The following is a 20,411-nucleotide window of genomic DNA, read 5'->3' on the forward strand; positions in this document are numbered from 1 at the left end:
TCCGGTTTGAAAGCACTATATGAAGAAAAACTAAGCTGCTTACTTAAAATGTTTTTTGAAATTACAAGCTTTATGGGATTTGAATTTGGAATTTGAAAGGAAATAGTATGGCACTGCTAACTGTAAAAAATCTTGCTATCGGATATGACTCCGGTGTTGTTGCAAAGGACCTGAATTTTGAGGTGAATGCGGGAGATTACCTTTGTATAACGGGAGAAAACGGTTCGGGAAAATCCACTTTGATGAAGACACTTCTTGGGCTTTCAGAGAAGCTAGGAGGAGAGATCATTTTCGGTGATGGATTAAAGAAAACCGAGGTGGGATATCTTCCGCAGCAGACGATGATTCAGAGGGATTTCCCTGCGTCTGTAAAGGAGATTGTTTTGTCCGGCGCACAGGCAGGTATGGGATTTAGGCCTTTTTATAATGCAAGGGAGAAGGAGAGAGCCCGGATAAGCATGGAGAAAATGGGAATCTCTGACCTTGCAGGGCGGTGCTACAGGGAGCTTTCGGGAGGGCAGCAGCAGAGAGTCCTCCTGGCAAGAGCCCTTCTTGCAGCGGATAAGATTCTGTTTCTTGACGAGCCGGTTTCGGGTCTTGATCCTGATGCAACGATTAAGATGTATGAACTGATAAAGATGCTTAACCGCGAAGGTATGGCCATCGTTATGATTTCACACGATGTTCGCGAGGTGAAAAAGTACGCGAGCCACATTCTTCATTTTGGGGATGAGGTTTCATTTGAAAAGCGAAAGGAGATGGCTATCTGTGGATAATCTGAGAATAATATGTATGCAGGCATCTTTTGCTGAAAAGATAATCATGTATATGCAATATCCCTTCGTGAGATATGCGCTTATTGTGGGGACGCTTATAGCTCTGTGCTCATCCCTTCTTGGAGTGACGCTTGTATTAAAGCGCTTTTCATTTATAGGTGACGGCTTATCGCACGTGGCCTTTGGAGGCGTTGCCATAGCCAGCATTTTAAATATGACAAATAAAATGGTGCTGGTTTTACCGGTGACAATAATATGTGCGATTTTGCTCCTTAGAACCGGACAGAATACGAAGATAAAGGGTGATGCGGCGATTGCCGTGATATCAGTTGCGGCGCTGGCCTTTGGATATCTTATGATGAATGTTTTTGGGACCAGTGCGAATCTCACGGGAGATGTGTGCTCGACGCTTTTTGGATCGACCTCTATTTTGACGCTGACACTGCCGGAGGTGTGGCTTTGCGTGGTGCTTTCATTACTGGTTGTCTGCCTCTTCATTCTCTTTTATAACAGGCTGTTTGCGGTGACCTTTGATGAGAGTTTTGCAAGAGCTGTGGGCACTAAGGTGGAGGCCTACAATCTACTGATAGCAATCGTGATTGCGGTTATAATCGTGCTTGCCATGAATCTTGTGGGCTCTCTTCTTATATCAGCGCTCATAATTTTTCCTGCGCTCTCGGCACTGAGGATTTTTGGTAGCTTTAAAAAGGTAACTGTTTTTGCTGCTTTATTGTCTGTTACCAGTGCACTTGTGGGGATTCTTATTTCAATTGTTGCAGGGACTCCTGTGGGCTCAACAATAGTTGCCGTGCAGGCTGTGGTCTTTGCAGGGTGCTATATTATGGGCTCAGTCATGAAAGGGGTGCTGATATGAAAAGTGGAAAAGGGTTTGATGGTGAGACTATTTCTTTAAAAAAACCGGTAAGAATTTTGATCGTTTTTGGACTCGTGTGTTTGCCGATTTTTGGCTGCGGGAAGAGTGATTCAGTAAAAACAGTTGCAACACCTGAGCAAATTGATGTTAATAGCATTTTGGAAGGTGCATCAGATGATGTTACAAAAACGGATGCTGATAATATTGTTGAAAACAGCTCAGATACTGCAACTCAGGCTAGTATAGCAGATGATAGTGAATTAACTGCTGTTGCATCAGAAGATTCTACAACTCAGGCGGATATATCTGCGACTAATTCTTCAGAAAATGATACGCAGGCGGACCCTTCCGTAGATGTGGATCTGACTGCGCTTTCAGCTACAATGGTGTATTCCGAAGTTTTCCAGATGATGTATTATCCCGAGGACTATGTAGGCAAAACTGTGAAAATGGAGGGACTCTACGACCATTTCCATGATGATTCCACAGGGAAGGACTACTATGCCTGCATAATTCAGGATGCGACTGCCTGCTGTGCCCAGGGGATAGAGTTTCAGCTTTCCGACGGTGAGTATCCCGCGGATTCCACAAACGATGTGGCAGTCAGGGGAACCTTTGAAATATATGAAGAAAATGGCGCAAAATACTGCACTCTTATGGATGCGGAGCTCGTGGAATGATATAGTATGCAAGTGCGATTACGATTGGCGGCGTTTTTTCAAATCTTGTAAGCGGAGTTATTCTGGATAACTGGAACATAAAAGTGATGCTTCTTACGGGGAGCCTTGTCTGCGCGGCCGGAGTGGTGGTGACATTTGTTGCTATGACGAGACTTCCGCATTATGTTGGTAGTCCTGATAGGAATTGAAACCGGGAGTCTTAATAATAACAATATATGATCATTATTTAGCATTTTTCTGAAAGAATTATGTAAACAAAGTTGCTATAATAATCCTCTGGGTATAGAAAAAATCGTGTTTTGACCATAAAAAAGCTAAGTTTGCAGTGCTTTTTATGACCGGAGCTATGTACTAAGGAGGATTATTTTTTATGGATTACGTTTTTGAGATGCCTGCGGAAATGCTGCAGGAGACAGATAAAAAGGGAACTGTGGAGCGCTTTGAGTATGACACATTTACCTACGATGAGGAGAATAAGCCGCTTCATAAGGGCGCATGGGTTTACCGGCCCTATGGCTATGACAAGTCAGTAAAATACAACGTGCTCTATCTTCTTCACGGAGGCGGATTCACTGAGGAGTGGTGGCTTCAGATGTTCCCGGATACAGTGACAATCCTGGATAATATGTTTGAGAAAAATCTCTGCGAGCCCTGCATTGTCGTTACACCTACTTTCTATCATGGTGATGATGACAAGCACACCAAGGATGAAGGACGCTGCGAGAATTTCAGACACGAGCTCAGAAAGGACCTCATTCCTGCTATCGAGAGCAAGTATTCCACTTTTGCTGAGGGTGATGTTTCAGAGGAGAACCTTATAAAAACTCGCTCCCACAGAGCTTTTGCCGGACTTTCACTTGGTTCCATGACAACCTACAGGGCTGCTTTTTACAATAACTTCGACCTGTTTTCATGGTATGGACCGTTCTCCGGCTGCTGCGGTCCCTTCGGAGATCACGACAAGGAAGTTAAGAGAATCTGTGAGACTCTTGAAAATGGCTACAAGAACGGCTACGAGCTTGACTACATGTTCTGCGCTAACGGCGACGCTGACATCGCATTTGAGGAGCACAAGGACATCATGGGCAGAGCTGTTGCAGAGAGCAAGTATCTCGAGCAGGGCAAGAACTACGATTTCTTCATTGTTCCTGGAGGCGTGCATGACATGAAGGCTTGGCAGCTTCACATGTACCATGCACTGCAGATTTTCTTTAAGAAGTGATGAAAACTTGAATTTTCGATTTGAAAATATAACAATGTGAAAGGCGGAGGAATCAAACCTCCGCCTTTACTACGTCAATATCCAGTAATTCTTTAATTGCTTCCGGATTTAAACTGCCTTCTTTAACTACTTCCGGCTTTAAATTGCCTTCTTTAATTACTTCCGGCTTTAAATTGCCTTCTTCAACTAAATCCGGATAGTCAGGTTTTAGACTCTTCCACGAAGATCAAAGTAATCCTCAACTGCACTGTAAACGCCATCATTGTTGCTCTCTTCGGTTACAACTAAAGCAACTTTATTATTGTGTGTCTCATATATTCTTCCGCATACTGCTATAGATGCGATAAGAACTGCTGCAAATGCTCCGATTACGATACCTTTGATAACGTTTGATTTCATCTTTTAATCTCCCTTGGAATCCACTAATTATTTCATTTATGTTTGTTACTTGGTTTTGTGTCTTTCGATAATGTAATAGTAGCAGTCACCTTATCACAGTTTTATCACACGAGGGGAGCTTCATTATTAGAACGGCTATTTTTATTAATTGGTACTATTTTGGAGTTATTTTGACGTCAAATTATGGCTAAAATCTTTACTGTTTTTACTATAATGACTCTTTTTCATTCATTGGTACTACAAAAATAGCTTTTTAAGGGTACCAATAAATAAAAATCTCTCATATATTAAAAAATCATTCTTTTTTACGACTAAATATCAGGTAAAAGTGGTACCAACGGAACAGATTTGTACATTTAATAAATAATAATATAGTAATTTTCTAGGATGTTTAGGTGAAGAAGAGGTAACATAAGTTGCCTCTTTTTTGTTTAATAAGAAATTTATGGTGCCAATAAATAATTGACATAAATGTTTTGGAGTGCTAGTATTGTGTCACAAAGTATATGGCACATGAGGATTGATATAACCTTATCCGGTGAGTTTTGTATATTGTGAAATAAAGGAAATGAGGTATAAAGGTAATTTGAGTCAGACTAATAATGAAATCACATCAATAACTTTTGAGGAGGCGCGGAGCAGGATCCAGGATATGAATATGGTCAATAATTTTCTTTTTGATCGTATCATGGAGAATGATGAGAGGGCCAAAAGAGTTGCGAGCATAATAATAAGTGCCGTGCTTGGATATGAAGTTGTTGTAGATGATGTAGAATCACAGAAGGTTTTCGGGGGAATTGATAAGGGTAAACATGGAATCAGGCTTGATGCATATGTAGGAAATGCTTCTAATGGAGCGGTTACTGCTGCAACGGTATTTGATGTTGAGATGGAGGACAGGGAGGCAGATAGAAACGATATTCCTAAGCGCTTTAGGTACTATTCATCAATAGTGGATTCCCGAGTCTTGAAGGAAGGTGAATCGTATGATAAGCTTCCAAATTTTATTTCAATAACAGTATTGTCATATGATCCATTTCTGGCCGGTGATATGTATTATGAAACAAGAACAATAATCACGAGTCATCCTGAGATTCAATATGACGATGGCAGATTAGGAATTTTTCTTTATGCAGGTGGTAATTACAATATTCCAGGTGAAGAATCGCATGGAAAAATGGTCCAAGAATTGGTAAAATTCATAGTGACAGGAGAAATAACAGAAACTCCTGAGAGCTATATTTCAGAGCTTAAAAGTATTGTAGATGGTGTTAAGAAAGACGCGGAGGTAACCAAGACTTTTATGCAGAGATGGGATAGAGAGATGCGACATGACAGAGAACTGACTGAGCAAGTGACTTTGCGAGTGACAGAACAAGTGACAGAACAAGTGACAGAACAAGTGACAGATTTAGTTAGAAGAGAAGAAACTGTTAATCGTATAAAAGCATTCAGGAAACATGGGGTTACTGATGAAGAAATCTATCAGGATTTAATTGAAGAAGGCAATTTAAAGCCGGAAGTAATTAAAGAATTAATGGCTATGAATACTGCAAAATTGGAGGTTTAATCTCTTCGCTTTTACATTGGAATCACTATAATGCAGGAGTCATTTATGATCACAAATTTTGAAGAAGCAATGAAACGAATAGATGATCTTGAAAAAGAGAATGCCGAGCTTAGGGCTAGACTTGATGAGTACAAAGGAAAGAAGTTCGCGGGCAGGCAGAAGCATGATGCTAAGTGGACGGAATCCTATAACGATTTTGTCATACAGTTTGAGGACGGAAAGACAATCATGGAGATTGTTGCGGAGGGGAGAATAAGCCGCAGGACAGCCTATCGTTATAAAGCTTATTATGATGAGCTTTGTAAGCTAAGTAATAAGGAAAAAGAGGTATGATAGAGCCACTTTTATCAGACCAATAAGTAAATCAATTCCAAGACTTATGTGGAGACGCGGAGGATTAGGTCCTCCGCTTTTATATTGTTATGGAAATAGTAAATTGCTGTGTTATAATTCACTGTACAATTTTTCCCGGGAGTGAATAATGAGTGATCCGTTAGCAGCCATAAGAAATGGCCAGAAATTAACTAAAAAACAAGAAGTTCTTCTTATATTGAAACTAAGTTTTCCTGCGATACTTGCGCAGATTTCATCAATAATAATGCAGTACATTGACGCATCTATGGTTGGGCATCTAGGTGCAAACGCATCTGCTTCGATTGGACTTGTGTCGAGTACAACATGGCTTATCGGAGGCATAATTACCGCTGCAGCCATGGGCTTTTCCGTGTGTGTGGCACACAGGATTGGAGCAAAGGATGGGGAAGGCGCCAGAGTGATTGTTAAGTGGGGGCTTGTTTGCTGTTTTCTATTTAGCTTAGTCATCATGGCAGCAGGAGTCTTGGTAAGTCCGAAGCTTCCAATATGGATGGGCGGAGAAGCAGCTATAAGAAAGGATGCATCAGCATATTTCCTTATATATGCGCTTTCAATTCCGGCAAGAGAGATGCTTTTTGCATCACAGGGAATGATTCAGTCCAGTGGAAATATCAGGGTGCCAAGTATACTGAACGTGATCATGTGCGCCCTCGATGTTTTCTTTAATGCACTCCTTATTCCAAGATACGGTGTTATGGGTGCAGCCCTTGGTACGGCATTTTCATTTGTGATCATTGCTGCAGCGATGATGTATATACTGCTTGTTAAGTCTCCTGTGCTTAGCCTTATAGGAAGGAATGAGAAGAATCCGGTTGGAATGAAAAGGTTTGCATCCAATGAGCTTCCAACAGCACTTAAGATAGCAGTCCCTGTAGCGATAGATAACATAATCATGGGCTTTGCCTATGTGGCTTTTACGAGGATAGTTTCACCCTTCGGAACCGTTTCCGTCGCTGCAAACTCATTTTCCATAACAGCTGAGAGTCTCTGCTATATGCCAGGATTTGGTATAGGTGTAGCTGCGACAACGATAGTTGGACAGTGCATCGGAGCCAGACGAAAAGACCTTGGAAAAAGACTTGGATGGATGGCGGTAACTCTCGGAATGCTTATCATGGGAATAAGCGGAGCTCTTATGTGGGTCTTTGCACCGTATATGATAGGAATCCTTTCACCTGATGAGGAAATAAGGAGACTTGGAACTCAGATACTCAGGATAGAGGCATTCGCCGAGCCCTTGTATGGAGCATCAATTGTAGCTGCCGGTGTTTTCAGAGGTGCCGGAGAGACGCTTCTTTCAAGTGTATTAAATCTCCTTAGTGTGTGGGTGGTGAGAATACCGCTTGCCTATTTTCTTGGAGCAAGGTATGGCCTCAAGGGAGCATGGATTGCCATGTGCACAGAGCTTTGCGTGAGAGGTACGCTTTTCCTTGTAAGACTTTCACTGTGGAATACAAAACGGCAGTAAAGTTGTAGAATAAAAATATACGTGTATATGAAAGCGAATGGAATGTTGTTGTGTTTTAAAGTTTTGCAGGAGGTAAGTATTCATGCCGGTATGTGGTTGGAGGGTGTTAAAGTGAAAAAATATAAGACGTTACTATTGGCTATAGGAATTTCAGTAATCGCTATAGGATGTGGTTCTAAAACGCAGGCAGATAAAGTCCCTAAAGAAGGCATTTTTGAAGAGAAGGATTCAGAAACAGCAAATGATGATACAAATAAAGCTGAAAATGTCGAGGCTGAAGCAGAATTAGATGAATTAGAGGATACCGGAGAAAATGCGCAGAATGCTGATGGCGTAGCAGGGCAGGGCGATGATTCTTCAAACAAATTATATGAAGAGTTTATCGCTGGCCGTGCCGGAATCAGCTTTGATTATTACATGAATAATGTATTTAAGGATGCTGAGTATCCTTCCTATGTCGATGAGATAATAATGCAGATTCCTTCTAATAGGGAGTATACAGTAGAAGAGCTGAAGCAAACTCTTGATGAGAATTTTCCTGATGAGTACGAAGATGGTTCGGTCTCATTTGCTGAGTATTCATATCTTGACTGCGGAGCTGATGGGAAGAGTGAGCTGGCACTTCGTATTGGCGGATCATTTGTCGGAGCCGGGAGTGAGCTGACTATGATCATCAAGGAGCTAAATGAAAAACTGCAGGTGGTCTATGCCTTCACAACATGGGACAGAAGCTATACTGCAATCAACGAGTATGGATTTATATGCGGGGATGGAAGTAACGGAGCTTCAAATCACGGATGGGATAGAGCATACATAGATCCTGATGGAAAATATCACTTTGGTTACTATGAAGAGCTTGAGTATGATTTAGAGTCTTTTGCCTATTTTAAGGAACATGATGAATATGATTTGTCGGCATTGGATGGAAATATAAGTGTTTATTCACTTCGTCTTCATGAGTATGAAGCGGATAATGATCCCGGACCTGAGTACTATACCTATGAGGTTACTGATAGTGATACCTATGAGGCTATGGATGTTCCGAACCTTTATACAGACAGCAAGTATAAGGATGTCATCGATTGCTTCAAGGAATACAATTTCGTATCCATGGATGAGTTCAATAAGGTAAAGGATGATCAGCTTAAGGCCATAGGTGTTACCGATGCAATCGCGGACGGTGAGTCATTGGAGTTTACACTTATCCCTGAAAATGGCGGGGATAGCAGTGGTTCCGGTGCAGGAGAAAATAAAGATGCTGAAGGTGGTACATCTAATGCAGGGGATTCTGAATCAAAGGCTAATGCTTCTTCTAATGCAGGAGATGCGGAATCAAAAGGTAATGGTACTTCTGCTACAGGAGATAACGTGACTATTGCCAGTGAAGGTTCTATACAGAAAGAAATCGCCGAAGTTGAGGCTAAGTATCAGGAATATGAAAATCTTGACTGGGCAAGTATGCCACAGCAGCCAGCAAATATAACGACTTATGAGATGTACACCCTGTGGGATGATGAGCTTAATTCTATTTGGAGCAGGTTGGTTGAAGCGGTAACTCCTGAGAAGAAGGCGCAGCTCCTTGCAGATCAGCGTGCATGGATCAAGCGGAAGGAAGCAGGCGTCAAGGCAGCAGGAGAGGAAGCTTTAGGCGGCACGCTTCAACCGCAGCTTGAGAATGGAACAGCCTGCAGATATACAAGAAAGCGCGTATATTATCTTGCATCTGAGCTTGCTGCAGCAAAGGGAGAGAGCTTCAAGATTCCTTCAGAGGTTGAAGAAAGCTATGCTGATGTTGATTTAAGTCTTGATGAGGTATTTCAGAAGTTTGAAGGTCAGTGGGTATTTAATGAACGCGGCTCCTGTATTGGAGTTGAGAAGTCATCGACTTGTGACTATGCGCCGGAAGGAAGCACCTGGACTGTCTGGGTAACTATGGGCGACACTATTTCAGATCTCGATGTTATGAGCTACACAGATTCTACGATTACCTTTCATAAGGTTTTCCCCAGCTTTGATGCCTATTACATGCTGAGGTTCAATATGGAAGGAAGCGTACAGATGGCATATGGAAATTCGCTGGATGCTATGGATGATGTAGTGACAGCATACTAAGAAGTGTTACGCTTTTTGCATGGAATTTGAAAAATAAGAGTTTTTAATAGTTTAATGATTATTTCGTATAAATTGCACCGGCGCCGAGCATTGCCCAGCACCGGTGTTATTTGATTTCGGACCGCGGGCCTGCATGTTAGTTTCGCTTAGGGGCATAAGGCTGATATTACTAGTCGAAGGGCAAAATATTTAGAAAGGTAAGTAGGTTTGGCTGTGCATAATGGCTGACATTACTATACGAGGGGTGAAAATGTTGAGAAAGGCAAGTAGTCTTGACTATACATAAGGGGCATATAATATGCAAAATTACTTCTTAAAGGCAAAGAAAAGTGGAAAAGGCAAGTAGATCATACAAAATCTAATAAGAAAATCGAAAACCGCGGCCGCAAGAGGAGAAAAAGAGCAGATGCGGCCGCGGGAAGAAGTAGGAAAAGCTTCCAAAGAGCATAAAACAAGATAAAAACCGCGGCCGCAAGAGGAGAAAAAGAACAGATGCGGCCGCGGGAAGAAGCAGAAAAACTTCCCAAAAGTATAAAGCAGGATAAAAAAGCGGCCGCAATTACCTTCAAAAAGTAATTGCGGCCGCACATTTTACTGAAAACTCTTATACTAGCCATCAGCCAACGCATGCAAAAAAATTCATTATAGCCATCAGCCAACGCATGCAAAAAAATTCATTATAGCCATCAGCCAACGCATGCAAAAAAATCATTATAGCCATCAACCAACGCCATGCCTAAAATTCACAACAATCCTCAGCCCTCGCCAGACTTATACCCCCACTCAGGACTCGTCTTTGTCCGCCACTTTCTCGGCACTGGAAACCCCGGCGTCAGTAATGTTGAGCTTTGCTGATTTAGCCAGGTCTCTCGGGGATATTCCAAATTCCTTCTTAAATGCTCTGTAGAAATTAGAATAATCGTCGAAGCCGTAATTGTTGCAGGCCTGAGACATGGACTCACCGCTTAGGATTGCATCACGGCAGAGCTGTAGTCTCTTTTTCATAACATATTTGTGGAGCGATATACCTATATTATCTTTGAAAACATGGGAAATATAGAACTTACTTAGGAAAAAGTGATTTGCAATGCTGTCTAGAGATAGGTCCTCGTCGATATTTCTCTCGATGTAATCGCAGATGTTTTGATAGAGCACATCCTGTGTAATCTTTCTGTCATTGAATTGCTCAAATGCAAGCCTGTTCACGGTAAGGATAAGGTCGGAAACACTCAGCTTAAGCTGCCAGTCCCTGCCAAATCTTGCACTCTTATGCTCCTCAATTATGTAAAAAAGCTTGGATAGAACTGAATTGAAGGTGATTCTGTCCGTGTGGATAACATGGCGTGACTCCTTAATAGCCATGTTTACTGCATATCCAAATTCATCACCCTGGTGCCTAAGTGAATCAAAGGCGGCCTTGCTTATCCACAGATCAAAACGTCTGTAAGGTATGTCGAAGTCCCGAACAAATATGCCGTGTGTAACTGATGGCGGAACAATAAGTATATCACCGTATTTCAGCATATAGTGCTCGTGCTGAACCTGAGCTTCCGCATGGCCCTCAAGGAAAAAATAGAACTCATAGTATTTATGAGTGTGGAGGCCGGTTCGCGGAGATGGCTTCGTATCATGGTAGTAGTACAGCTCAAAGTCGAGCGACTCCATATATTGTCGATCGTCGTATTGGGTTGTTAAATTCTTTTTCATAGTGTTCCCATTTTATTACAAAACCGCAAAAACTGCAAAAAGTTTCTTTTATAGCAAGATTTGCAAGATTATAAACAAGTTATGAATTTTTTTGTGCAGAATCATCAGATATAATACACTACATCGACAGGTTATTGAACACCTGTAACAAAAGAAGGAAGGGTATAGGAGGAACATATGAAAAAGAAATTACTTTCCATTCTGCTTTCAACAACAATGGTTGTATCTCTTTCAGCTTGTGGGGGAGCTGATAAGAAATCAGATACAACAGCATCACCTGATACAGCAGAAACAACACAGACAGCTGCTACAACAGAAGAGACAGCTGAGACAACAGAGGAGACAGCAGAGGCTGCAGAAGAGACAGCTGAGGCTACATCAGATTACCAGCTTGAGGATCTCTACATTACAGTAGACGGAACACTTACAGCAAATGTCGACAACGGACAGGACGCTTTCGTAGAGCAGTGGGAAGCAGCTATTGCTGAGAAGCTTGGACATGAAGTTAAGCTTCACATCAACCAGCCTGAGCACTCAGGCTACAAGGATAACGTAGCACAGCTTCTTACAACAGGAACACCCGGTGACGGACAGTATCCCGATGCTCTGATCATGAGCGCAACAATGCTCAAGCAGTATCAGACAACAGGAATTCTCTGGAACATGGCGGATGCATTCAACAATGCAGAGTTCCAGTCAAGAATCACACTTCCTCTCATCAATGAGAACTTAAAGCTTTCAAACGGTGAGCAGTACGGATTTGCTCCTACATATGGTAACGGATGTGTAACCTATGTAAAGCAGTCATGGCTCGACGAAGCAGGAATCACTGCTGACAGCATCAAGACTTTCGATGACTACTACAACATGCTTAAGGCCTTTACAAAGGATGGTAAGACCGGCGTTATCGCAGCAGGATTTGCAAAGTTAGATGAAGCACCTTATACAAACTACATGCCTGAGTTCTGGCAGGGCGCATATCCGGCTATCTATGAGAAGGATGGTAAGTGGATTGACGGATTCCAGGAGCAGGATACAATCGATGCACTTGTAAGACTTGCACAGGGTTATGCAGATGGCGTTATCGATAAGGATACAGAGGAAGCTTCCACAAAGACAGCTCGTGAGAAGTGGTTCTCAAATGACCAGGCTACATCAGAAGGTGTATTCACATACTGGGCAGGAACATGGCTCAGAACACTTACAGACAACCTTGACAAGAACGAAGTTGACACAGATCTTGGCGATGACAGACTTGTAGAGCTTCCTCCGATCAAGGAGATCAAGGATACATGGGGTGGCTACCTCAACCGTGAGGCTCCTGTATGGGTAATCACAGATGATGGCGACGGCGACAACTCACGTGAGCAGGCTATCTTCGATACACTCCTTGAGACAATGCTTGATGGCGACAAGGTTCAGACACTCTGGACATACGGTGCTGAGGACGTTCACTGGTCAACAAAGGCTGAGTCCTTCACAACTAACCCTGATGATCCTGAAAAGAAGAAGGATTATGAGTACGCTGATGGTGAGTTCCACCTTATGCAGGCTCCCAACGATCCTAACTCTGTATGGAAGAAGAACCTCATCGATCCCGTACTTGTTATCGCACCTCTTACAAATGGATATGCTGATTCAGATCCTCTTGTAGACGAAGGCAACAAGTTCTTCACAGAGAACTGTGTAGATGCTCCTGCAGTTGCATCTACAGAGACACTCACAGAGATCGAGGCTGATCTTGCTACAGATAAGACAACACTTGTAAACGAGGTTGTTGCAGGTCAGAAGACACCTGAGGACGCTATCGCTGAGTATCAGAGCAAGTGGGGCGACACAATCGCAAGCATTCTTGATGAGCTCAACGCAGCTGAATAACATTTTTGCTACCATGCTACCATAAAAAATATGTTTTTCTGAATTGTATGGGCATCCCTTAAGGGTGCCCATACATACTATAAGTAGACATGTAAATATATCTGACGATTTAGGGAAAAGCACAGGTATATTTAGTGTTTACTGGTAAGACACAAAAGTTTTTGTTGACGAGGCGGTATTAAATGGGTAAGACACAAAAAGTTACATCGACTGGGCAGGTTATAAAAAAGAAACCTTTAAAAACACGAATATGGAATAACAGAGGCTTTTACCTCATGTTTCTTCCGATTTTCATCTACGTGTTGATCATATCTTATTGGCCGATGCTAGGCATCAGGTATTCATTTTACGATTACACACTTAAGAAAATTGAATTTGTTGGCTTTAAACATTTTGAAAAAATGTTCTCAGATCCGGAATTCTGGGCAGCCTTTACTAATACATTGGTGCTTTCGATATCGAAGCTCCTGATAACAACATTTACTGCAGTTATTGTCTCAGTATTTATCAATGAGATGGCCAATCTTTTTGCTAAAAAGGTGCTGCAGACTGTTATTTATCTTCCGCACTTTATGTCATGGACTGTTGCAGCTGCTGTATTCACACTGTTTTTGTCCACATCATCAACAGGTTTCATCAATGAGACCCTGAAAAGCTGGGGATGGATCACAGAGAGTATTGATTTCATGCATGATACGAAGCTGTGGAGAACGGTTTACTACATAGTAAATATATGGAAGGAAACCGGATGGGGAACAATTATCTTCCTGGCTACTCTGGCAGGTATCAACCCCGAGCTGTATGAAGCAGCGGACATCGATGGTGCTACAAGACTTCAGAAGATATGGTTCGTTACATTACCTGAGCTTGCAAACACTATCATCATTGTACTGATCCTCAACCTTGCAAAGGTTCTTAACCTTTTTGAGTCAGTATTTGTAATGTACAACAACAGAGTATTTACGGTTTCGGACGTAATATCCACCTACATTTACAGAAAGACATTCCTGACAGCTATACCCAATTACGGATATACAACTGCCGTAGGTTTGTTCAAGTCCCTGGTAGGGTGCTTCTTAGTAGTAGTTTGTAACAGGGCAAGTAAGAAAATCCGCGGACGCGGAATCATCTGAGGAGGTACACAATGGCAAAGGCAAAAGAATATGCGGTTGGTCGCAAGAGAAAAACCGGCCTCTTCGATGTGATCAATTATCTTGTATTTATATGTATTGGACTTATTATAATTATCCCTATTTGGAAGGTTGTTGTTGATTCATTCAACGCGGTAGGTGTGTACAAATTCCTTCCCTGGCCCACCCAGCCTACACTGGATGGATACAGAACCATCATTCACACTGCAAAACTGTACAGGCCTTTCATGAATTCAGTTATAACAACAATTTGTGGAACACTTTTAGGACTTGTACTTTCAACTCTCGGCGGATATGTACTTGCACAGTACGATCTTCCCGGAAGAGATATTCTGGCATATTTCCTTCTGTTCACCATGATCTTCCAGGGCGGACTTATCCCTGAATATCTGGTAATGAAGAAGCTTCATCTTGTAAACAGCATGTGGATTCTTGTCGTAAAGCACGGAATGAATGTCTACAACCTGGTACTTATGAGAAACTTCTTTGAAGGAATTCCGGGCTCACTTTTTGAAGCAGCAAAAATTGACGGATGTACTCCTATGGGAATCTTCTTCAAGATAGTTCTGCCCCTTTCAAAGGCAGCTCTTGCATCCATCGGTCTTATGTTTGCGGTTACTGTATGGAATGATTATTCAACAGTACAGATCTACATCACAAATCGTGATCAGGTTAACTTCCAGTACATACTGAGAGTTATGGTCATGGATGGAGATACTCCTACAACTTCATATAACGTTTCGCAAAACACACTTTATTATGCAGCTATTGTTTGCGCGATATTACCTTTCATGGTGCTCTATCCTTTCCTGCAAAAGTATTTTGTAAAGGGCGTAAATATCGGAGCTGTCAAGGAGTAAGGAAACATCAAATGCCGGGGCTCCATTAAAAAGAGCTTCGGCGTTTTTAACACTTCGTATCCGGAGGAAAAATGAGAACTATTTTTTGGGCAGGAGATTCTACAAATACATGCAATAAGGCTCACAAATATCCGCAGACCGGCATCGCGCAGGCATTTGACAGATATACCAAGTCGGATGTTGTCATCTACGATCACGCGATAAACGGAAGGAGCACCAAGAGCTTTATAGATCAGGGAAGACTTGATCTGATAGAAAAAGAGATATCCGAAGGGAACTACCTTTTCATTCAGTTTGGTCACAATGATGAGAAAAAATCGGATCCTGACAGGTATACCGACCCGGATGGAGAATTCATTGAGAATCTTGGAAAATATGCTGAAGTGGCAAGGAAAAAGGGAGCGATTCCGCTTTTCATCACACCTCTTGAGAGAAGAAAATTCGCGAAGGATCGCATACATCTTGAGGAGTCTCAGCATTTGCCATATGTAAGAGCATATTTCAAGGCTGCTGAGAAATACGATGTTCCGATAGTTGATCTGTTCAAGATGAGTAGAGAACTACTTGAAAAAGAAGGCGACGAGGCAACAAAAAAATACTTTATGTATATCAGGCCGGGAGAGGTTTCCTGGCTTCCACAGGGGCTTTCAACCGATGATACGCATCTTAAATATGAAGGTGCGATAAAGTTCGGAGAGCTTGTGGCAAGGGAACTGATCAAGGTTGGAGAACCCTTCGCATCCCTGGTGGATGAGGAAGTTTTAAAAGAACTTGATACTGTTTATGAGAGCAACCTTTTGGATGAAGGTGTAGCTGATGAATATTAAAAGCGAAATTGATCGAAACAGATTTGAAGAACTTTATCTGAAACATAAGGACAGACCACTTGTAGCACTGATTTCATTTTATAAAGGGTTTTATCACAACTTCCTGCTCGCGGTTTTGTTCTACGCAATAAAGCATTCTCCTGTGTGGATAATGCCCATCGTGACAGCGAACATCATAAATTATGTCACGCAGGGAGTTACGGACGCGGCAGGACTTATAATCCTGAATGTTAGCATTGTGGCGTTTCTTTTGATATTAAATGTTCCGATAAATTACCTGCATATGCACTTTAGAGCATCTGCAGTGAGAAAAGTTGAGGCGGGACTTAGGAGCGCACTTGTTCATAAGGTGCAGACCATGTCCATTCTATCTGAAAAGGACATACAATCGGGAAGAATACAGTCGAAGATCATAAGAGATGTAGAGGCTATAGAGACTCTGTCGGATCAGATTTTCGTGAACTTTATGAACATCATTATCAACGTTGCGGTAGCACTTGTTGTAACGGTGTCCAGAAGCAGAGTGGTATTTGTGTTTTTTCTTTTGATGGTGCCGCTGGCAGCTGTACTTGTTTATATTTTTAAAAAGCCGATAAAAGAACACAACAGGAGATTCAGGAAGGAGGTTGAATCCACTTCCGCTAAGGTCTCCGAGATGATAGAGCTGATTCCTGTCACGAGAGCACATGCTCTTGAGGGAAATGAAATCAGCAGGATGGACGAGCAGATGTATCAGATAGCCGCTGAGGGCTATCAGCTTGATATGGTGCAGACCAATTTTGGAGCGGTCAGTTGGGCGTTTTTCCAACTGTTCCAGGTATTGTGTCTGACATTTACTGCTTTTCTTGCACTTAATAAAAAGATTCCCACCGGTGATGTGGTTCTGTATCAGAGCTATTTCACAACAATAGTGGGACAGGTTACAAGCATGCTAAACCTTCTGCCTACGATTTCCAAGGGTCTTGAGTCGGTAAACAGCGTAGGCGAGATCTTATCCGTGGAGGATGTTGAGGACAACGAAGGTAAGCAGAAGCTGGACGACCTTAAGGGCCGCTACAGATTCGAGCATGTTAAGTATTCATATCCCGGAAACGAGAAGAATGCTGTAGATAATCTTGATTTTGAAGTAAAAGAGGGACAGACCATAGCGTTTGTCGGGGAATCCGGAGGCGGCAAGTCCACAATCCTTAACATGATTATAGGCTTCATGATGCCGACTGAGGGCAGGATATTAGTGGATGATAAACCTTTGGATGAGATAGACCTAAGAAGCTATAGAAGATTCCTGGCGGTTGTTCCCCAGAATACAGCGCTGTTTTCGGGAAGCGTAAGGGATAACATCCTCTATGGAACAGACAATGTTTCGGAGGAAGTATTTGAAAGAGTATTGAAGGAATCAGGACTTTTAGGAGTTATTGAAAAGCTTCCTGACGGAGTGGATACAAAAGTCGGGGAGCATGGAGACAGACTATCAGGCGGACAGAAGCAGAGAATTTCAATCGCAAGAGCACTCATAAGAAATCCGAAGGTGATCATTCTTGATGAGGCAACTTCCGCACTTGATGCAATATCAGAGAGGGAGGTTTCAAGTGCTCTTGATAGCATGTCGAATGAGAGAACAACCTTTATTGTTGCACATAAGCTTGCGACAGTAAGAAAAGCCGACAGGATAATAGTTCTTAATAACGGCCGGGTTGTGGAGCAGGGTTCCTACGAGGAACTGATCGGAAACAAGGGCTATTTCTATTATATGGAGGAAAGCTTTGCATGACTAAGGAAGAAACCAGAAAACTTCTGACAGAATATGTGCAGTATCTGATGGATAACTCAGATGCCGAGCGCCCGATGTGGAATATTGAGAAGGTCAGAAGCGGAAAAGAAAATAAATGGAATTACATCGATGGATGCATGATCACAGCACTTTTAAGGCTTCATGAGCTCACAGGTGAGAAGAAGTATCTGGATTTTGCTGACAGCTTTGTTTCCTACTATGTAAATGAGGATGGAACAATTAAGACCTATGATGTATTTGAATACAATCTTGATAATGTGAGACCGGCCTGCAACCTTTTTGCACTCTATGATCTCACAGGAAAAGAGAAATACAGAAAGGCAATGGACACTGTAAGGAGCCAGCTTGAGACAATGCCAAGAACAAAGGAAGGAAACTTCTGGCACAAGAAGATTTATCCGAACCAGGTCTGGCTTGATGGACTTTACATGGCACAGCCTTTTTACATGGAATATGAAAAGAGATATTGCAAGAGAAACGGATGTCTTGATTCCTTCAAGCAGTTTGAGAATGTTAAGAGACTGATGAGAGATGGGGAAACAGGACTTTACTATCACGGATACGATGAGTCGAGAGAAATGTACTGGGCAGATAAGACAACTGGCTGTAGCCCCAATTTCTGGTTGAGGGCAACGGGCTGGTATATGGCGGCACTTGTTGATACGGCTGAAGCCATGGGCGAAGAGACCTACTACGAGTACAGAACTCTTCAGAACACCCTAAAAGAGCTTGCTGACAGTATTTTGAAATACATGGATAGTGATTCGAAGATGTTTTATCAGGTTATCAATAAAGGTAAGGAGGAAGGCAACTACCTTGAAACCTCCGGTTCTGCACTGGTTGCCTACGCACTTCTAAAGGGAGTGAGATTAAAATTCCTTCCTGAAAGATTTGCAAAAGTTGCTGAAGATATCTTTTACGGAATTACAGATAAATATCTCTCCAAGAATGAAGAGGGGCTTCCGAGGCTCGGTGGAATATGCCTGGTTGCAGGTTTAGGAGGAGCACAGCACAGAGATGGTTCGCTTGAATATTATTTTGGGGAACCTGTAGTCGAGAATGACGCTAAGGGAACGGCGCCACTACTTATGGCATACACCGAGCTATTGGGCCTCGAGAAAAAAGGAGTATTAAGTGGAATTTAAGATCATTGATGTTCAACCAAGGAACATAACAATTGAACTTCAGAATGCAGATGCTTTTGAAATGAAGGAAGAGGTTCACATTTTTGTGAACGGAGAAAAGTTTGGCTCTTCAAAGCAAAATGTCATCTGTGTTGACGGACTTTTGCCTGACAAGGAATACGAGATAAAGCTTATCGATGCCGACAATTTTGATTCCTCGGACAAGGTAGTGACCAAGCCGGAATCCGTACTTTTTGATGTAAAGGATTTCGGGGCAGCAGGCGATGGAATAAAAAATGATACTGCTGCAATTCAGGCGGCAATTAGTTCCTGTCCGGTTAATGGGACAGTATATTTCAGACGGGGAACATACCTGACAGGTCCGGTTTTCCTAAAAAGTAATATGAGAATCTGGCTTGATGATGGGGCCGTGCTTGTGGGAGATCCCGACAGGACACACTACCCGATATTATCCGGAATGACGCTGTCAACTGATGAGAAGTCAGAGTACAATCTTGGAACCTGGGAAGGAAATCCTTTGTCATGTTTTGCTTCACTTATCACAGGAATTGAAGTAGAGAACGTAAGCATCTTCGGAAGAGGCATGATAGATGGAAATGCCGGAAACAGCGACTGGTGGGTTGATCCCAAGAAGAAAAGGATAGCATGGAGACCTAACCTGGTATTTTTGAAGGGCTGTAAGAATATCACGCTTCAGGGAATAACTGCTGTAAACTCGCCGGCGTGGGCGATTCATCCGTACTATTCCGATGGAATAAAAATTCTGGGAGTGAAGATTTTGAATCCGGATGACTCTCCGAATACAGACGGAATAGATCCCGAGAGCTGCACTGATGTAAATATCATAGGCGTGAATATTTCCGTGGGAGATGATTGTATAGCAATCAAGTCAGGAAAATATTACATGGCGCAAAATCACTACAAGCCTACATCGGGAGTTGTCGTAAGAAACTGCAGACTTAATCGCGGTCATGGAAGTGTGACTGTGGGAAGTGAGTGCTCGGGCGGCGTCAGTGATGTGAAGGTCAGCAGATGCATTTTTGATTCAACTGACAGAGGACTTCGCATAAAGACAAGACGTGGCAGAGGCACAAAGTCGGTGGTTAAAAACATTCTTTTTGAGCACATTTCAATGAGAGGCGTAAGGATGCCTTTCACAGTAAACATGTTTTACTTCTGCGATCCTGACGGACACAGCGAATATTGCCAGAGTAAGGAAGAGATGGAAGTAAACGAGATGACTCCTTCTATCAGATCCATCAGAGCGAGGAACATCGAATGCAAAGATGTGGACGTTAGCCTCCTTGCGGTTTACGGTCTTCCGGAATCCAAGGTTGCGGAGATAATTTTTGAAAATATCAAGGCAGAGTTTAAACCTGTAAAGGACAGAACTCCTGAAGTTCCTGTAATGATGGATGGCCTTGAAAAAATGAGTGGCAAAGGCATTTTTGTCAGGAATGTAAGAAGCCTTGTAATAAGGGATGTTTCGATAAAGGGTTCAGCTGACACCAAGGCTGACATCGAAGATACAGGCATTTACGATATCGTAAATCTGAAATTCACGTGATGGAGCGT

General features: G+C 42.4%; 17 protein-coding genes. 15 read left to right on the forward strand and 2 right to left on the reverse strand.

Translation table 11 applies throughout. The features are described 5' to 3' along the window. The first annotated feature begins 107 nt into the window (after positions 1–107). The 4 genes from G586_RS23075 (at position 108) to G586_RS23085 (ending at position 3,552) form a co-directional block, all read left to right on the forward strand. On the forward strand, positions 108–776 hold the full coding sequence (locus G586_RS23075) for a metal ABC transporter ATP-binding protein (RefSeq protein WP_035773304.1): 669 nt from the start codon (positions 108–110) through the stop codon (positions 774–776). Between the two features lie 16 nt (positions 777–792). Continuing rightward, positions 793–1,650, forward strand: a complete 858-nt coding sequence (locus tag G586_RS0113115; RefSeq protein ID WP_035773337.1) for a metal ABC transporter permease — start codon at positions 793–795, stop codon at positions 1,648–1,650. Beyond that, positions 1,647–2,330 (forward strand): hypothetical protein, encoded by a 684-nt coding sequence (locus tag G586_RS25070; protein ID WP_051204794.1) that lies wholly within the window; start codon positions 1,647–1,649, stop codon positions 2,328–2,330. Before G586_RS0113115 ends, G586_RS25070 begins: the two co-directional genes overlap by 4 nt. Before the next feature lie 370 nt (positions 2,331–2,700). Beyond that, a complete protein-coding gene (locus tag G586_RS23085; RefSeq protein WP_026528123.1) occupies positions 2,701–3,552 on the forward strand; it encodes an alpha/beta hydrolase in 852 nt (283 codons plus the stop codon). A gap of 207 nt (positions 3,553–3,759) precedes the next feature. Here the strand turns inward: G586_RS23085 and G586_RS0113130 are convergent, their stop codons facing one another. Continuing rightward, on the reverse strand, positions 3,760–3,951 hold the full coding sequence (locus G586_RS0113130) for a hypothetical protein (protein WP_026528124.1): 192 nt from the start codon (positions 3,949–3,951) through the stop codon (positions 3,760–3,762). A gap of 688 nt (positions 3,952–4,639) precedes the next feature. Between G586_RS0113130 and G586_RS0113135 the strand changes: the two genes are divergently transcribed. From G586_RS0113135 to G586_RS26180, 4 genes are all read left to right on the forward strand, one after another. Next, positions 4,640–5,521, forward strand: coding sequence for a hypothetical protein (locus G586_RS0113135; RefSeq protein WP_196811605.1), 882 nt, complete (start codon positions 4,640–4,642; stop codon positions 5,519–5,521). 45 nt (positions 5,522–5,566) lie between these two features. Continuing rightward, entirely contained in the window at positions 5,567–5,854 is a 288-nt protein-coding gene (locus tag G586_RS0113140; protein WP_242832021.1) for a resolvase, read from the forward strand. A gap of 148 nt (positions 5,855–6,002) precedes the next feature. Beyond that, positions 6,003–7,364 carry an MATE family efflux transporter gene (locus tag G586_RS0113145; protein WP_026528127.1) on the forward strand — a complete coding sequence of 454 codons (1,362 nt, stop codon included), beginning with the start codon at positions 6,003–6,005 and terminating at the stop codon, positions 7,362–7,364. Positions 7,365–7,475: 111 nt separating this feature from the next. Further along, a complete protein-coding gene (locus G586_RS26180) occupies positions 7,476–9,476 on the forward strand; it encodes a lysozyme inhibitor LprI family protein (protein WP_196811606.1) in 2,001 nt (666 codons plus the stop codon). Between the two features lie 783 nt (positions 9,477–10,259). Here the strand turns inward: G586_RS26180 and G586_RS0113160 are convergent. Then, positions 10,260–11,183, reverse strand: a complete 924-nt coding sequence (locus tag G586_RS0113160) for a helix-turn-helix domain-containing protein (RefSeq protein ID WP_026528129.1) — start codon at positions 11,181–11,183, stop codon at positions 10,260–10,262. A gap of 177 nt (positions 11,184–11,360) precedes the next feature. Between G586_RS0113160 and G586_RS0113165 the strand changes: the two genes are divergently transcribed. From G586_RS0113165 to G586_RS0113195, 7 genes are all read left to right on the forward strand, one after another. After that, on the forward strand, positions 11,361–13,061 hold the full coding sequence (locus G586_RS0113165; protein WP_026528130.1) for a hypothetical protein: 1,701 nt from the start codon (positions 11,361–11,363) through the stop codon (positions 13,059–13,061). A 182-nt stretch (positions 13,062–13,243) separates the two neighbouring features. After that, positions 13,244–14,194 carry an ABC transporter permease gene (locus G586_RS0113170; protein WP_026528131.1) on the forward strand — a complete coding sequence of 317 codons (951 nt, stop codon included), beginning with the start codon at positions 13,244–13,246 and terminating at the stop codon, positions 14,192–14,194. A gap of 11 nt (positions 14,195–14,205) precedes the next feature. Beyond that, positions 14,206–15,072, forward strand: coding sequence for a carbohydrate ABC transporter permease (locus G586_RS0113175; RefSeq protein WP_026528132.1), 867 nt, complete (start codon positions 14,206–14,208; stop codon positions 15,070–15,072). 71 nt (positions 15,073–15,143) lie between these two features. Further along, positions 15,144–15,899: a rhamnogalacturonan acetylesterase gene (locus tag G586_RS0113180; protein ID WP_026528133.1), complete on the forward strand. Its 756-nt coding sequence runs from the start codon at positions 15,144–15,146 to the stop codon at positions 15,897–15,899. After that, complete coding sequence (locus G586_RS0113185) at positions 15,889–17,670, forward strand: ABC transporter ATP-binding protein (protein ID WP_035773306.1); 1,782 nt, start codon at positions 15,889–15,891, stop codon at positions 17,668–17,670. Before G586_RS0113180 ends, G586_RS0113185 begins: the two co-directional genes overlap by 11 nt. Beyond that, complete coding sequence (locus G586_RS0113190; RefSeq protein ID WP_026528135.1) at positions 17,667–18,836, forward strand: glycoside hydrolase family 88/105 protein; 1,170 nt, start codon at positions 17,667–17,669, stop codon at positions 18,834–18,836. The genes G586_RS0113185 and G586_RS0113190 overlap by 4 nt, the downstream gene beginning before the upstream one ends. Next, positions 18,826–20,403, forward strand: a complete 1,578-nt coding sequence (locus tag G586_RS0113195) for a glycoside hydrolase family 28 protein (protein ID WP_026528136.1) — start codon at positions 18,826–18,828, stop codon at positions 20,401–20,403. Before G586_RS0113190 ends, G586_RS0113195 begins: the two co-directional genes overlap by 11 nt. Positions 20,404–20,411: the final 8 nt, after the last annotated feature.

The organism is Butyrivibrio sp. VCD2006 (assembly GCF_000423925.1).
Lineage (GTDB): Bacteria > Bacillota > Clostridia > Lachnospirales > Lachnospiraceae > Butyrivibrio.